This window comes from Pedobacter sp. BMA, from assembly GCF_001027745.1.
GTDB lineage: Bacteria > Bacteroidota > Bacteroidia > Sphingobacteriales > Sphingobacteriaceae > Pedobacter.
Window position 1 is genome coordinate 125,976 of record NZ_LECU01000001.1, and the last position, 15,483, is coordinate 141,458.

Below are 15,483 nucleotides of genomic sequence, written 5' to 3' on the forward strand. Positions count from 1 at the left end.
CAGGCTTAATCCACAGTAGCTGAAGCATAAGTATAATCACTAACATGTTCAGGGAGGTTCGCGTAAACTGCAGCCTCCTTTTCATTTAAATAGCTGGAGTGATATTGCTGATCAGATTTATTGATGAAAAGCACACTTCCTGATCCAAGCGTGTTAATGAGCTGATCAGAAAGCTCTGGCGACACCGCCGGGCAGCCCTGACTACGACCCAGGCGGCCAAGCGCGGCAATGGTTCCTTCACTCACATAATCCGCACCGTGGATGACAATTGAACGCAAACGTGCATTGTCGTTAAACCCCGGATCCATACCTTCCAACCGCAACGAGCGACCATGTTTACCTACATATTGTTCTCCGGTAAGGTAAAAACCAATACTGCTGCTAAAAGAATCATTTTGATTGGAGAATTTTACAGCATTATCTTCCCCACTACGCTGCCCGTGGGCAACCCAGGTATTGAGCACAATACTATCTTTTTCCAGGTCGATCACATATAAACGCTTTTTGGTACTCAGCTGGTCAAAGTCGGCAATAGTAAGCAATGAATTGTGTGCAGCCTTCGCATCTTTACCCAGATTGTAATAACCCGTTAAGGCCTTTTCAAATACTGGAAACGCTAGTCCGGCCTGCTGGAGGTGTGCGGCATCATATACATGCTTCGCATAGCTTTCATAGGCTTTTTCAAGCGGCATGGCTTTAGTGTTGAATTTGTTTTCATCACTGCGGTTGCTGCCCTTGTAAGCCGTAAATAGTAATGAAGAAACTAGAATAAATAAACCTGACAATCCTAAAACGTATTTTCTCATAAATGATTGATTTGATTAGGTAGGTTTTTTTCGATAGGCAATTAGTAATTTATTTGTTACAAATATACCCAAAAGATATTCGGCTCACAAATAACGACCCTAAAGATTGCATAAATGTGATGATTATGCCCCCGGCTGGTCATCAACCAACTCCTTATAAAAGGGAATTTCCCGATCATATTTCTGGTATGCTTACCCAGTGCTAACCCAGTGCTTACCCAGTGCTCACCCAGTGGTTACCCAGTCATGAACTGGGCAAGGACTGTGTGAATTTTGTGTAATATTCTTATAAGTTTTGCATAAGTGACTCATTATGATTATCTTCAATAAAAAACAATATTATGGGAAAACTAAAAAATGGAATCCTAAATGGATTTTCGGGAAAAATTGGCCCTGTTGAGGGCTATCAAACTGGTGAGGACTACTACATCCGCGCAAAGCGCAGGCCGAGGACGAAGTTCACGCCAAAGGAATTGTTGAGCCAGGCTAAGTTTAAAATGGTTCGCACTTACCTTTCACCTTTTATAGATGTGCTGAAGGTTGGCTTCGCTGGTCATTATACCAAAACAGGTGGCTTCAGAGGTGCAATCTCTTACACGATGAAAGAAGTGATTCAAGAAAATGCAGAAGGTTTTTTTATTGACCCACAGCTCGTGAAGATCAGCGGCGGTATACTTGCACCAGCTGAAAATCCTCAGGTTGAAATCGGAGCTGGTAAAGAAGTGAGCATCAGCTGGGACCAATCAAATTCGGGATGGCAACACAGAGGCGATCAGCTCATGCTTTTAGTGTATGATGCAGTTTCAGGAGTGATAGATAAGAGAATTTTCGACGGTGCTTACCGGCAGGCGGGCGAATTCAAAATGACACCCAAGGTTAAGTTGCACAATAAAGAGGTTGATATTTATATTGGTTTTCTGGCTGCCGATCGAAGTGGTCAATCAGACAGCCAGTATCTGGGGCGTTTTATGCTTTAAGCATTAAATGACGTGATGAACAGACTTAGTCTACTCCGCCTATGATGCCAAGATTCGCCAGCTTGGCATCTGCGCTTTCTGCTTTGGAAAAGGGGCTGTATGTGTATTGCAGCATCATTTGTTCGGCCAGTTCTACCATTTTTGTTGAGCCCACAAAGATGGGAACACGCTGGTGTACTTCTGTTGGCTGAATGTCGAGAATACGTTCGAAACCGGTAGAAGCCTTACCTCCTGCCTGTTCAATGATGAAGGCCATTGGATTACATTCGTAAAGCAATCTGAGTTTGCCTTCCGGTGAGCGGGCTGTTGTAGGATAAATGTATATTCCGCCATTGATCAGGCTTCTGTGAATATCGCCTACCATTGAGCCGATATAACGGGATGTATAAGGGCGGTTAGTGGCTTCATCTTCAACCTGGCAGTATTTGATGTATTTTTTTACCCCTTCAGGGAAATGTACATAATTGCCTTCATTGATGGAATAAGTGGCACCTGTTTCAGGGATCCTCATTTCCGGGTGTGATAAACAGAATTCGCCGATTGAAGGATCTAAGGTAAACCCGTTAACACCTTTGCCTGTGGTGTAAACCAGCATGGTTGAAGAGCCGTAGATGATGTAGCCCGCAGCCACCTGTTCGGTACCTTTCTGCAGCACATCTGAAATACTTGCTCTTCCTTCGAGTGATTTTCGCCTGTAGATGGAGAATACGGTACCTACTGCAACGTTTACATCTGTATTGGATGAACCGTCCATTGGATCGATGCATACAATGTATTTGGCATTCTGCGAAACCGGCGATTCAATGTGAATAATTTCTTCTTCTTCTTCTGAGGCAATAATGCAGCATTCGCCACCGCTGGTAAGCGCTGCGATAAACTGCTGATCGGCATAAACATCCAGTTTCTTTTGTTTTTCACCCTGAATGTTAGTGGTTCCGATGTGGCCGAGTATATCCACCAATCCTGCTTTATTGATTTCCCGGTTTACGATTTTGGCGGCAATGGCAATGTCGCGGAGAAGCCTGGAAAGTTCTCCCTTTGCATAAGGGAAATCTGCTTGTTTTTCTATGATAAATTGTCCTAGTGTTTTAACGCCACAAACCATACTTAGTGTAATTTTTACATTATCTACCCGATAACTCTATTACTTCTAAGGTATGAATATTTTCGTCAGTTATACAAAAACGGATCAACGTTCTTACTTTATGCCAGCCGTGTTTTCCGGCTGCGCCCGGGTTTATGTGGAGGCATTTAATTTTTTCATCGTATATCACCTTCAGGATATGGGAATGTCCGGTAATGAATAATTTCGGCGGCTTAGTGTATATTTCCGGTTTAACGAAATTAGAATAACGTCCCGGGTATCCGCCAATATGTGTCATCCATACGTCTACAGCCTCACAGCTAAATCGATTTTGCTCTGGAAAGATACTTCTGATGTCCGCAGTATCGATGTTTCCGAACACCCCACGCAGGGGTTTAAAGGCCGCCAGGGGTCCGGCAACGTCAGGTCCGAAATCACCGGCATGCCATATCTCGTCTACCGCGTCAAAATGCTTAAATACCGCCTCATCGAGGTATCCGTGAGTATCTGAAATTAATCCTATTTTTTTCATTTTTATATGGAAAGGTAGCTGATTTTACTTAAAATCGCCCTGAAATTTTTGCTTAAATGCTGAGTGAAAGACCAGCGTACCTGGTGTTTCTATTTTTTATTTTGTTCATTCTATCCCGATTCCGTTCAGGCAATATTGTACAATCTTGACATGAATCGAAGGCTCATCACCCACTAGTAAGCGAGAAAAAAATCCTTCAATAACAGTTGGTAAGCCTGGGTATGCTGCCTGGGGGCCTGGTAAATAAAAAAGTCGGTTTCTACCAGGGCGGCCGCTTTTCTACCAAAACAAATAATCTGTCTGAAGGTTGGCTTTGTTTCATCAGAACGCAGGTTTATCCGCCTGGTGAGGTGTAAACCATAGTCAATTGCGATCCCTGTTACTTCTTCCGCCTGTTTAACCGGCAATACCAGCCAGAATACCCCTTCATCTGCTAAGAGCTGATTGATTTTAGCAACGAGGGAAGCAAAGAAAACCGAATCGGCATGCCGGGCAATTTCCTTACGTTTCTCTTCACTTTTCATATCGTTTACAAAAAACGGGGGATTGGAAACGATCAGATCAAATTTACCAGCATCATCATAGGCCTCAATTGCAATGTGTTCACAGCTCAACCGGTTGGCAAAAGCAGAATTGCTAAAATTTTCTGCAGCTGTTTTACTGGCCTGCAGATCAATTTCTACGGCCACAACAGCTGCAGCCGGGAAACGCTGCGCAAGCATGAGGGCAATTACACCCGTACCCGTACCAATATCAAGTATACATTGGGGCCTATCCTGCAAGGCCAGGGCACCAAGCAGCACGCCATCGGTGTTGATCTTCATGGCGCAACCCGACTGGTTGACTTCAAATTGTTTGAACTTAAAACTGCTCATGTGCTACTTGCCTAAAATATTGAGACCTGAGAATAGAGACCTTTGAAACGAAGACCGGATCTGGCTAAGCTTCATATATCTCCAAAGGTAAACCATCCGGATCGGCGAAAAAAGTAAACTTCTTATCAGTGAACTCATCCACCCTGACCGGTTCAGCAATAATGCCATGCCCCTTCAATCTTTCAATTTCTGCTTCAATACTGCCCACTTCGAAGGCCAGATGGCGTAAACCCTGCGCCTCCGGTCGCGATGGACGGGCAGGTGGATTTTCGAATGAAAACAGCTCAATCTGATAAATTCCGTTCACTGCCAGATCTAACTTATAAGATTTGCGTTCTGCCCGGTAAGCCTCAGCCACAATTGTAAAACCTAATTTATTTACGTAGAAATCTTTCGAGGTTTCATAGTTGGAACAGATGATGGCGAGGTGGTGAATGCGTAGGAACATGGTTTTATTGGATTTTGATTGAATGTATGAGTGAATGACTGAATGAGGGAATGAGTGAATGATTCAATGAGTGAATTATAAAGCAAAGTTGCAGAAAAAAGCCTAAATTTGCGCTTTCAAAAAAAAAGCATGATTCATTTCTTCCTTAGTCAATCGCAGGCGGTTTTTGTAGTTCAAACAGACAAAACGCTTTCTCAAGATGATATTACTAAACTTGAATGGTTATTTGGCGGCGCCAAAATCTCGCAGGAAACAGCCCTAAGTGGCTTTTTCGTTGGACCAAGAGCGGCCATGATTACCCCATGGAGCACCAACGCCGTGGAGATTACCCAAAACATGGACATGCAGGGGCTGATCAGAATCGAAGAGTTTAAAGCTGTGGCTGAAGATTTTTCTGACTATGACCCCATGCTTTCGCAAAAATACGAAAAGCTTAACCAGGAGGTTTTCAGCATCAATATTAAACCTGAACCCATTCTTGAAATCAGCGATATTGCGGCATTTAATAAACAGGAAGGTTTATCGCTGAGTGATGAAGAAGTTGAATACTTAGCGTCACTGGCAACACGTTTGGAAAGACCTTTAACAGATTCAGAAGTTTTTGGTTTCTCTCAGGTAAACTCTGAGCATTGCCGCCATAAAATTTTTAATGGCAAATTTGTGATTGATGGAGTTGAACAGCCTACTTCTTTGTTTAAACTGATTCGCAAAACATCTGAAGAAAATCCCAATGATATTGTTTCGGCCTATAAAGACAATGTTGCTTTTATTAAAGGTCCGAAAGTAGAGCAATTTGCACCGAAGCGTGCCGATGTTCCGGAATATTATGCCACAAGTGAATTTGATTCGGTCATTTCCATTAAAGCCGAAACCCATAACTTCCCAACTACTGTTGAGCCTTTTAATGGCGCAGCAACTGGTTCAGGCGGTGAAATCAGAGACCGTTTAGCGGGTGGACAAGGTTCATTGCCATTGGCAGGAACTGCAGTTTACATGACTGCCCTTTCCCGTCTGGAAGACAATCGTGAGTGGGAAAAAGGCGTTGAAGAACGCGAGTGGTTATATCAGACACCAATGGATATCCTGATCAAAGCATCTAACGGCGCAACTGATTTTGGAAATAAATTCGGTCAGCCGTTAATCACCGGCTCAGTGTTAACATTTGAGCACGAAGAGCAATCGCGCAAGTTGGGTTACGATAAAGTAATTATGCTTGCCGGTGGTATCGGTTATGGTAAAGCCAGTCAGGCACAAAAACAAAAACCACAGGAAGGCGATAATATCGTTATCCTGGGTGGAGAAAACTATAGAATCGGAATGGGTGGAGCAGCAGTTTCATCTGCAGATACTGGTCAGCATGGTTCGGGTATTGAATTAAATGCGATTCAGCGTTCTAATCCGGAAATGCAGAAACGTGCAGCAAATGCAGTTCGCGGGATGGTAGAAAGTGAAGAAAACTTTATCGTTTCCATCCACGATCACGGTGCGGGTGGTCACCTGAACTGTTTATCGGAGCTGGTAGAAGAAACCGGTGGATTAATCAATCTGGATAAACTTCCGGTAGGCGACCCTACCCTTTCGGCAAAAGAAATTATCGGAAACGAATCTCAGGAAAGAATGGGATTGGTTATTGGAAATGAACATATCGAAACCTTACAAAAAATTGCAGATCGCGAGCGCTCACCAATGTACACGGTTGGTAAGGTAACCGGTGATCATCGTTTTACTTTCAAATCGGAAACAACTGGTGTTAAACCAATGGATTTAGAGCTGAAAGACATGTTCGGCAGTTCTCCGAAAATTGTGATGGAAGATCATACAGTTGACCGCGGTTATGAAGCGGTTGCTTATGATTCAGCACAATTGAATACCTATTTAGAGCAGGTATTGCAACTGGAAGCGGTGGCATCTAAAGACTGGTTAACCAATAAGGTTGATCGTTGTGTAGGTGGCCGCGTGGCAAAACAACAAACTGCAGGCCCTTTACAATTGCCTTTGAACAACTGTGGTGTAATGGCTTTAGATTTTCAGGGTAAAGAAGGTATTGCCACTTCAGTAGGTCACGCGCCACTTTCGGCTTTGATTGATCCTGCTGCCGGTAGCCGCAATGCCATTGCTGAATCTCTGTCAAATATTGTTTGGGCACCTTTAAAAGACGGCTTGAAAAGTGTTTCGCTTTCAGCCAACTGGATGTGGGCCTGTAAAAACGAAGGCGAAGATGCCCGTTTATATGCAGCGGTTAAAGCCTGCTCGGATTTCGCCATTGACTTGGGAATCAACATCCCAACGGGAAAAGATTCACTGTCGATGAAACAGAAGTATAAAGATGGCGATGTCATTGCGCCGGGAACCGTAATTATTTCTGCTGCCGGTAACTGTAACGATATTACAAAAGTGGTGGAGCCGGTATTACAAAAAGACGGTGGTTCCATTTATTATATCAACCTGTCTAATGATACTTATAAATTAGGAGGATCATCATTTGCCCAGATTTTAAATAAAATCGGTACTGAAACTCCTGATGTTAAAGATGCTGCCAAATTATCTAAAGCATTCAATGCACTTCAGCAGTTAATAAAGGATGGAAAAATTGATGCAGGACATGATGTTGGTAGCGGTGGTTTAATTACTACCCTGTTGGAAATGTGTTTTGCGGACCGTGATTTAGGTGCAGCCATTGATTTAACATCCTTGGCAGAGCAGGATATCATTAAATTATTATTCGCGGAGAACATTGCAATTGTTTTCCAGGCTGATGATGCTGTAGCGGATGCATTAAGCCAGGCTGGTGTTGACTTCCATAAAATCGGTACAGTTACGAGTGAAGCTAAGCTGAGTGTTAAAAATGGAACGACCGACCTGAGTTTTGACATTGATCACCTGCGTGATATCTGGTTTAAAACTTCTTACTTGTTAGACAGCAGACAAACTGGAAATGGTTTGGCTAAAGAACGTTACGACAACTATAAAAATCAGGTTTTAAAATATAATTTCCCTAATCAGTTTGATGGAAAGAAACCGGTTATAGATGCTTCAAAACCAAGACCTAAAGCGGCGATTATCCGTGAAAAAGGAAGTAACTCTGAACGTGAATTGGCGAATGCCATGTACTTAGCTGGTTTTGATGTAAAAGATGTACACATGACCGATTTAATTACCGGCAGGGAAACACTTGAAGATATTCAGTTTATCGGAGCAGTCGGCGGTTTTTCTAACTCTGACGTACTGGGATCGGCAAAGGGATGGGCTGGTGCCTTCCTTTATAATGATAAAGCCAGGGTTGCACTGGAGAAATTCTTTGCACGCGAAGATACTTTATCAGTGGGTATCTGTAATGGCTGCCAGTTATTTGTGGAGCTTGGCCTGATTAACAAAAACCATGATGCTAAACCGAAGATGTTACACAACAAGAGTGGTAAGCACGAAAGTATATTTACCTCGTTAACGTTACAGGAAAACAATTCGGTGATGTTGTCGACTTTAGCTGGTAGCACACTGGGTGTTTGGGTATCACATGGTGAAGGAAGATTTTCTTTACCTTATGCCGAAGACCAGTATAAGATTGTAGCTAAATACGCTTACGAAGGTTATCCTGCCAGTCCGAATGGTTCTGATTACAACACTGCTATGATGTGTGATGAAAGCGGTCGTCACCTGGTGATGATGCCACACATTGAGCGTTCATTATTCCAGTGGCACTGGGCAAACTATCCGGCAGGCCGTAAAGATGAGGTTTCGCCATGGATGGAAGCTTTTGTGAATGCGAGGAAATGGATTGAAAAGAAATAAAATGTAGTTTTCGTCATTGCGAGGCACAAAGCAATCTATATAATGATCTTATCTGATCCTTCGAAAAAGATTGCTTCGTGCCTCGCAATGACGATTATTTTTATTGATTACATCATCTGAAAGTTAATCGCCATATTATACCTTACGCGTACAGCGGTTCCTTTATTTCTACCTGGTTTCCAGAGAGGTGATTTCTTAATTACTTTCATGGCTTCTTCATCACAGCCGAAACCGATTCCCCTGATTACGGATACATCAGTAATTGAACCATCCCGTTCCACTACGAAGCTTACGAATACTTTTCCCTGAATATTTTCTTCCTGGGCACGTGAGGGGTAACGTAAATTGCGTTCCATGTATTTCGACCATGCTTTCGCACCGCCCGCAAATTCAGGATACTCATCAACGCCTTCCAACCCTACAGGTTCGTTTGATCCCGTGCGTTCTCCATCTTTTGCCGTTCCGTTTCCATCGCCGGTTCCTGTGCTTGTGGTTACTACAGCCGCAGGGCTGATGATACCCTCCTGAGTTTTATCACTGATTACCGCATTTTCGATTTCTTTTACAGTTGGAGGATCAGGTAAATCAACCTTATTTACCACGACAATATTCTGAGAAAGTGCAACAGTTTTTACTTTCACAGGCTCAGCTTTTGCAGGTTCAGCTTTCTTTTCAGGTTCTGTTTTAGGCTTCATCTGATGGATCACATTATCAAGTGTTACCAGTTTCGCCTTATCCTCTACTATAATCTCTTTAGGAACAAGTTTGCTGTAGATGAGCGGACTGCAGAAGAGCAGCAGGAAAAGTGCTGAAGCAATAAAAAGTGCTCTTGTTGTGATCGCAGAAGATTTGGATCTTAACTCATAAGCACCATAGTTTTTGTTGCGGTTAGCAAATACAAGATCGAGCCACTCGGTTTTGTACAGATTGAATGAAGAGTTGAACATAGTTTTAGTTTTTTATACCATGATGCAACAAAATCGGCGATTCCATAAAACGATGAAAAAATGCATTTTCATTACAAAAAATGAAAAAACCTACTTAAAAAACATTTTTTTATTTCACTTTCTATAATATTGATATAAAAAATACGATTGTTTTACAAAAATTAATAAAATATGCTATTTTTGACAAAAAACAAAATAGATTAATGAAAAGCTTAAGAACCATCGCATTAAAAGAGGCTCAAAACAGAATTTCACCAGAAGTTAAATCTCCTTCATCGAAAATTTCTGACTTTTTCGGCGCTAATGTATTTGATAAGAAAAAAATGAGAGATTTCTTATCTAAAGACGTATATGAAAAATTAATCTCATCTATTAACCAGGGTGAGCTGATTAATTCTGACGACGCGAACCAAATTGCTACAGCTATGAAAGCATGGGCAATGAGCGCTGGCGCCACTCACTATACGCACTGGTTCCAGCCTTTAACAGGCACTACAGCTGAAAAACATGATTCGTTTTTTGAGCCAAGTGGCGACGGTGCTATCGAAAAATTCGCAGGAAGTGCTTTAGTTCAGCAGGAGCCTGATGCATCGAGTTTCCCGAATGGTGGAATTCGTAACACTTTCGAAGCACGTGGCTATACCGCATGGGATCCATCATCTCCAGCATTCATTATGGAAAGCAAAGCAGGAAAAACACTTTGTATCCCAACTGTATTCGTTTCATACACTGGTGAGGCATTAGATTACAAAGCTCCATTGTTAAAAGCATTAGCTGCACTTGATAAAGCGGCTGTTGATGTTTGCCAGTATTTCGATAAAAGCATTACTAAGGTAAATGCATCTCTAGGTATTGAGCAGGAATATTTCTTAGTTGATGAGTCATTATTCAATGCCCGCCCGGATTTATTATTAACCGGCCGTGCATTATTCGGGCACATGTCTGCTAAAGGTCAGCAATTGGAAGATCATTATTTCGGTTCTATTCCTGAGCGTGTTTTCACGTACATGGTAGACTTCGAAAACGAAGCTTTGAAATTGGGTATTCCTTTGAAAACCCGTCACAATGAGGTTGCACCATCTCAGTTTGAGTGTGCTCCGATTTATGAAGAAATCAACTTAGCTATCGACCACAACCAATTGTTGATGGACTTGATGGAAAAAGTTGCCCGCCGCCACCATTTCCGTGTATTATTACATGAGAAACCATATGCAGGTATCAATGGTTCAGGTAAGCACAACAACTGGTCGTTAATTACTGACACTGGTAAAAACTTACTTGCACCAGGTAAAACACCTAAAAATAACTTAATGTTCCTTGCTTTCTTTGTGAACACAATTAAAGCGGTTAGTGAGCATGCAGACTTATTACGTGCAAGTATTGCATCGGTAAGCAACGATCACCGTTTAGGTGCTAACGAGGCGCCGCCAGCAATTATCTCGATCTTCTTAGGTTCACAATTGAACGATGTATTAGATGAGATTGAGCACTCACGTATCAGCAAAAAAATCAAAGAAGACAACGCATTATGGTTAGGCATCCCTAAAATCCCTCAGATTTTGTTGGATAACACCGACCGTAACCGTACCTCTCCTTTCGCCTTTACAGGTAACAAGTTTGAGTTAAGAGCAGTTGGTTCTTCTGCAAACTCTTCAGCACCAATGACCATTTTAAATGCGATTATGGCTGAGCAGTTAACTAAATTTAAAGTTGAGGTTGATAAACTGATCAAAAAAGGTGATAAAAAAGATATCGCTTTATTAACAGTAATTAAAAAATACATCAAAGAATCTAAAGCGATCCGTTTCGAAGGAAATGGTTATAGCCAGGAGTGGGAAGATGAAGCTGCAGTACGTGGTTTATCAAACATCAAAACTACACCAAAAGCTTTAGACGCTTACTTAACAGATAAATCTGCTGAGTTATTTGCAACAACCGGTATCTATAGCGCACGCGAGATTCATGCCCGTCATGAAATCATGTTGGAGAACTTCTACAAAAAACTTCAGATCGAAGCACGTGTAATGGGTGAAGTGGCTAACACAGCAATTATTCCTGCTGCTATCGCTTACCAGAACTCATTAATTGCTAATGTTAAAGGTTTAAAAGAAATCGGTGTAGAAAGCAAAGCATCTTTAGAAATTGTTAAAAAACTATCTGAGCATTTAGATATCGTTAAGACAAACATTGATGCCATGCTTGAAGAGCGTAAAGTAACCAACAAAATCGAAGATACACGTGAGAAAGCCATTGCTTACGACGAGAAAGTTAAATCTTACTTCGACACTATTCGTTACCATGCTGATAAATTAGAGCAAATCGTTGATGACAGTGTTTGGCCTTTACCAAAATTCAGAGAATTGTTATTCATGAAATAAAAACCCTCAGGTTTTAAGCTTTTAGAGGCGTAAGGTGAAAACTTTACGCCTCTTTTTATGCATAAAACTTCTGATTTCTCCCTTCTGACTCCCGACTTTTTCCATTATCTTTGCGGCAACATGAGTGATAACAGGTACAATCAACGTGGCGTTTCTGCCTCAAAAGAAGATGTGCACAATGCCATCAAAAACATCGATAAGGGTATTTTCCCGAAAGCATTCTGCAAGATCATTCCCGACATTTTAGGCAACGACGAGACCTTCTGCAATATCATGCATGCGGACGGTGCAGGCACGAAGTCTTCACTGGCTTATGTTTACTGGAAAGAGACTGGAGATTTATCGGTATGGAAAGGCATTGCACAAGATGCCATTATCATGAATATTGATGATCTGATCTGTGTTGGTGCAACCGATAACATTCTTTTATCCTCTACTATCGGCCGTAACAAAAACCTGATTCCTGGCGAGGTAATTGCCGAAGTAATTAATGGTACTGAAGATATTTTAGCCGATTTACGCGAACAGGGAATTTCCATTTACTCTACAGGTGGTGAAACTGCTGATGTGGGCGATTTGGTTAGGACCATCATTGTGGATTCTACGGTTACTTGTCGCCTGAAACGTGAAGAAGTGATCAGCAATGATAATATTAAACCGGGAGACGTTATTGTCGCTTTGGCATCATATGGTCAGGCAACCTACGAAACTGAATATAATGGCGGCATGGGTTCGAATGGTTTAACTTCAGCCCGTCATGATGTTTTTGAAAAATCGGTGGCCGAAACTTATCCTGAAAGTTTCGATCCGGCGGTTCCGTTCGACCTGGTATTTTCTGGTCGGAAACAACTAACAGAGGTAATTGAGATTGAAGGTTTCGGTAAAACTACAGTAGGGAAACTGGTACTCTCTCCTACCCGTACGTATGCACCGGTGATTAAAAAGATACTGGAAAGCTACCGCAGCCAGATCAACGGTATTGTTCACTGCAGTGGCGGCGCGCAAACCAAAGTGCTTCACTTTGTTAATGATGATATCCATGTGATTAAAAACAACCTTTTCCCTGTTCCGCCGCTGTTTAAGCTGATTCAGGAGCAATCTGGTACAGAATGGAAGGAAATGTATAAAGTATTCAATATGGGTCACCGTATGGAGTTGTATGTGCCGCAGGAGATTGCTGATGATATCATTGCAATTTCTAAAAGCTTCAACATCGATGCGCAGGTTATCGGGCATGTGGAAAGCGGAACGCAAAAGCAGGTGACTATAGAAAGCGATAAAGGTACATTTGTGTATAATTAGATCGAAAGAAATATACATGTGAAGGTCCTGAACTTGTGTTCAGGGTCTTTTTTTGTGTAAAATTTAGCGCACAATCCAACAGCGTACCTTGTGACTGCCTATCTTCGGGGCATGAAGAAAATAACAACAGCAATGTCCTTAATTTGCTTTGCACTCTTGTTTGGTTCGTGGGGCTTTTTCGGACATAAAACCGTGGCCACCATAGCAGAACAACACCTCAGCATAAAAGCAAAAGAGGCTGTAAAATTACTTTTGGAGAATGAAAGTATGGTAGACGTGGCCTCATGGGCCGACGAAGTTCGCAACCAACCGGCTTATAAGAACACTGCTAACTGGCATTTCGTGAATCTTCCACCAGGATTAAACAAGCGAAAGTTCAGGGATAGTATTACCACCTTAAAAACCGATAATTTATTGAGTGCACTGGAGCTGAATGAACAAATCATCCAGGACCCTAATGCTACAAAAGTACAAAAGGTAGTGGCGCTCAAGTTTATCATACACCTGGTGGGTGATGCTCATCAACCCATGCATGTGAGCAGAGCAGAAGACAAAGGAGGCAATACCATACAGGTGCAGTTTGACGGAAAGGGAACCAATTTACACAGCCTTTGGGACAGCCGCCTGCTCGATCATCAGGGATTAAGCATAGCAGAGTTGTCGTCGAAAGATCAGATTGGCCGGGCAAAAATCAGAAGATGGAAAAGAGCCGCACCGGTTGATTGGCTGTATGAAAGTTATCGGATCAGTAGTAAGCTATATGAGGAGATTGAGGCCAACAACAAACTCGGAGAAGATTATTATCAATCTCACATTGATATTGCAAATAAACGCATTGAAATGGGCGGCATTCGTTTGGCTGGTGTTTTGAATGAGCTTTTTGAAAATGGTGTAACATACAGGTAGCTAACAATCAATTTACTAATTATGAGAAAAGCTTCGCAGATGTGGGAAGCTTTTCATTCTACTAAAACATTACTAACATATAATATAGGTTTTATCAAAATTAACTTTAGTATGAACGTGAGATTGTATGTTGGCATTTATACTATAAGTTACTATCAAAACTAAGGACCCCAGTAGCCAGGGAAACTTGCAACTCTATAACCACTACTGTTATCTTGTACAAGTGTTCCATATGAATAATATCTCTCTCTAGTAAAAGTTCCTAAACTGGCAGAAGTTAATCCATCAGGGATCAACTCAGCATATGGTTCATAATCTGATTCCGAACCAATGTTCATATTTAAAACGAAATTCCCTGCTGTTGTATATGGTATCGTATGATTAGCGTCCTGATAAAATTCTGCATATACTACCCATTGAACCATTTCCCAATCGCTATAAGCATCGTACCAATAGTCACTAGTCACATAGTGAAGCACTTCTTTCACGTAAATATTTTTTCGGTAGGAATATATTATTTTAAGAGCCAAAATGTCATCTAAAGTAAAATGTCTATCTGTTCCATCAGAACAGGCTAACATCCATGACCCTGGATTTGGGGAGGATGTAGTGCCAGGCAAATGAATTGCTCCCGTTGAGGTAGATCCTTCATTAACAACTGTAACATTTTCACTACAGCTAAAAACCCTATTCATATAATCATTATGCCTGAAGCCTATACAATGTCCTAACTCATGCGTGAAACAGCTTATAGCATCAGTTCTATTAACTGAGGTATTGTAAAAATCAGTATTAACCAAAATTCCATCGTAAGGCTCTCCATTCCCATACGGAAATCCAGCGCTCATTAAATAGGATTTATTCGATGTAGCTGAGATGTAGATGTCATTTGATGAGGAGTTATAAGTTCTGGAAAAAGTAATACTTAAATCCATATTATTATATCTAAGTAGAGCGGAATCTAACACAGCTTGCAGATAGGTGCCGAATACGGGATCGATGAAACTTCTATATTACGTTTACTATTCCAACTAGCAAGTACCAGATTGTTACTTCTATAATGCTCTATAACCTCTCTACTTTGTGATTTACCAACTAAATTCTTGGCAGACAATGGGATGTTTATTTTAGAAGATTTATTTAAGTTATTTATATCTGATTCCGGAATAAAAATGTCGTATTCGACTAAATATCCTCCATTTGTTTTAGACGGACCTTGTGATGTATTGAACCCAGCTTCTTTTAACTTTTGAATAACATCAATTGAGACATTATTTACCGGTGTAGTTTCAATTGTTTCTTTTTTACAAGAAATAATTAAAACAATTATGCTTAAAAGCAAGATGTTAATGATTTTTTTCATTTATAAATGTTTCATTTCCGTAATTACCTGACTAAAATAATGCTCTGTATAGGATAGACTTTATTAGAACTTTGGA

The 15,483-nt window shown here is 41.3% G+C and carries 13 protein-coding genes; 5 read left to right on the plus strand and 8 right to left on the minus strand.

The window, feature by feature from the left end; all coding sequences use genetic code 11:
- Window positions 1–5: 5 nt before the first annotated feature.
- Window positions 6–806 (minus strand): murein L,D-transpeptidase catalytic domain family protein, encoded by an 801-nt coding sequence (locus tag AB669_RS00490; protein WP_047797329.1) that lies wholly within the window; start codon window positions 804–806, stop codon window positions 6–8.
- Window positions 807–1,147: 341 nt separating this feature from the next.
- On the opposite strand from AB669_RS00490, the gene AB669_RS00495 reads away from it, so the two are divergent.
- Window positions 1,148–1,783, plus strand: a complete 636-nt coding sequence (locus tag AB669_RS00495; RefSeq protein ID WP_047797330.1) for a DUF6266 family protein — start codon at window positions 1,148–1,150, stop codon at window positions 1,781–1,783.
- Window positions 1,784–1,808: 25 nt separating this feature from the next.
- On the opposite strand, the gene fbp is transcribed toward AB669_RS00495, so the two are convergent.
- From fbp to AB669_RS00515, 4 genes are all read right to left on the minus strand, one after another.
- Window positions 1,809–2,888: a class 1 fructose-bisphosphatase gene (gene fbp / locus AB669_RS00500; protein ID WP_047797331.1), complete on the minus strand. Its 1,080-nt coding sequence runs from the start codon at window positions 2,886–2,888 to the stop codon at window positions 1,809–1,811.
- 19 nt (window positions 2,889–2,907) lie between these two features.
- The gene (locus AB669_RS00505; protein ID WP_047797332.1) at window positions 2,908–3,399 is read right to left on the minus strand and encodes a metallophosphoesterase; all 492 of its coding nucleotides are present in this window, start codon (window positions 3,397–3,399) and stop codon (window positions 2,908–2,910) included.
- Between the two features lie 173 nt (window positions 3,400–3,572).
- The gene (locus AB669_RS00510) at window positions 3,573–4,223 is read right to left on the minus strand and encodes a tRNA1(Val) (adenine(37)-N6)-methyltransferase (protein ID WP_231582606.1); all 651 of its coding nucleotides are present in this window, start codon (window positions 4,221–4,223) and stop codon (window positions 3,573–3,575) included.
- Between the two features lie 115 nt (window positions 4,224–4,338).
- Window positions 4,339–4,722 carry a VOC family protein gene (locus AB669_RS00515; protein WP_047797334.1) on the minus strand — a complete coding sequence of 128 codons (384 nt, stop codon included), beginning with the start codon at window positions 4,720–4,722 and terminating at the stop codon, window positions 4,339–4,341.
- A 129-nt stretch (window positions 4,723–4,851) separates the two neighbouring features.
- Here AB669_RS00515 and purL point away from each other — a divergent pair, with 129 nt between their 5' ends.
- Window positions 4,852–8,511, plus strand: a complete 3,660-nt coding sequence (gene purL, locus AB669_RS00520) for a phosphoribosylformylglycinamidine synthase (RefSeq protein ID WP_047797335.1) — start codon at window positions 4,852–4,854, stop codon at window positions 8,509–8,511.
- A 107-nt stretch (window positions 8,512–8,618) separates the two neighbouring features.
- Here the strand turns inward: purL and AB669_RS00525 are convergent, their stop codons facing one another.
- The gene (locus tag AB669_RS00525; protein WP_047797336.1) at window positions 8,619–9,458 is read right to left on the minus strand and encodes an energy transducer TonB; all 840 of its coding nucleotides are present in this window, start codon (window positions 9,456–9,458) and stop codon (window positions 8,619–8,621) included.
- 203 nt (window positions 9,459–9,661) lie between these two features.
- On the opposite strand from AB669_RS00525, the gene AB669_RS00530 reads away from it, so the two are divergent.
- From AB669_RS00530 to AB669_RS00540, 3 genes are all read left to right on the plus strand, one after another.
- A complete protein-coding gene (locus AB669_RS00530; RefSeq protein ID WP_047797337.1) occupies window positions 9,662–11,836 on the plus strand; it encodes a glutamine synthetase III in 2,175 nt (724 codons plus the stop codon).
- Between the two features lie 120 nt (window positions 11,837–11,956).
- Window positions 11,957–13,138: an AIR synthase related protein gene (locus tag AB669_RS00535; protein ID WP_047797338.1), complete on the plus strand. Its 1,182-nt coding sequence runs from the start codon at window positions 11,957–11,959 to the stop codon at window positions 13,136–13,138.
- 111 nt (window positions 13,139–13,249) lie between these two features.
- A complete protein-coding gene (locus AB669_RS00540) occupies window positions 13,250–14,044 on the plus strand; it encodes a S1/P1 nuclease (protein WP_082120546.1) in 795 nt (264 codons plus the stop codon).
- Window positions 14,045–14,205: 161 nt separating this feature from the next.
- Here the strand turns inward: AB669_RS00540 and AB669_RS21350 are convergent, their stop codons facing one another.
- Both AB669_RS21350 and AB669_RS21355 read right to left on the minus strand, forming a co-directional pair.
- Window positions 14,206–14,979, minus strand: coding sequence for a M57 family metalloprotease (locus AB669_RS21350; RefSeq protein WP_053058187.1), 774 nt, complete (start codon window positions 14,977–14,979; stop codon window positions 14,206–14,208).
- Window positions 14,980–15,005: 26 nt separating this feature from the next.
- On the minus strand, window positions 15,006–15,407 hold the full coding sequence (locus tag AB669_RS21355; protein WP_053058188.1) for a hypothetical protein: 402 nt from the start codon (window positions 15,405–15,407) through the stop codon (window positions 15,006–15,008).
- Window positions 15,408–15,483 lie beyond the last annotated feature (76 nt).

Bases quoted from the DNA above. Each gene is read 5' to 3' on its own strand.
- AB669_RS00490 (WP_047797329.1), bottom strand. From the start codon at position 806: ATGAGAAAATACGTTTTAGGATTGTCAGGTTTATTTATTCTAGTTTCT.
- AB669_RS00495 (WP_047797330.1), top strand. From the start codon at position 1,148: ATGGGAAAACTAAAAAATGGAATCCTAAATGGATTTTCGGGAAAAATT.
- fbp (WP_047797331.1), bottom strand. From the start codon at position 2,888: ATGGTTTGTGGCGTTAAAACACTAGGACAATTTATCATAGAAAAACAA.
- AB669_RS00505 (WP_047797332.1), bottom strand. From the start codon at position 3,399: ATGAAAAAAATAGGATTAATTTCAGATACTCACGGATACCTCGATGAG.
- AB669_RS00510 (WP_231582606.1), bottom strand. From the start codon at position 4,223: ATGAAGATCAACACCGATGGCGTGCTGCTTGGTGCCCTGGCCTTGCAG.
- AB669_RS00515 (WP_047797334.1), bottom strand. From the start codon at position 4,722: ATGTTCCTACGCATTCACCACCTCGCCATCATCTGTTCCAACTATGAA.
- purL (WP_047797335.1), top strand. From the start codon at position 4,852: ATGATTCATTTCTTCCTTAGTCAATCGCAGGCGGTTTTTGTAGTTCAA.
- AB669_RS00525 (WP_047797336.1), bottom strand. From the start codon at position 9,458: ATGTTCAACTCTTCATTCAATCTGTACAAAACCGAGTGGCTCGATCTT.
- AB669_RS00530 (WP_047797337.1), top strand. From the start codon at position 9,662: ATGAAAAGCTTAAGAACCATCGCATTAAAAGAGGCTCAAAACAGAATT.
- AB669_RS00535 (WP_047797338.1), top strand. From the start codon at position 11,957: ATGAGTGATAACAGGTACAATCAACGTGGCGTTTCTGCCTCAAAAGAA.
- AB669_RS00540 (WP_082120546.1), top strand. From the start codon at position 13,250: ATGAAGAAAATAACAACAGCAATGTCCTTAATTTGCTTTGCACTCTTG.
- AB669_RS21350 (WP_053058187.1), bottom strand. From the start codon at position 14,979: ATGGATTTAAGTATTACTTTTTCCAGAACTTATAACTCCTCATCAAAT.
- AB669_RS21355 (WP_053058188.1), bottom strand. From the start codon at position 15,407: ATGAAAAAAATCATTAACATCTTGCTTTTAAGCATAATTGTTTTAATT.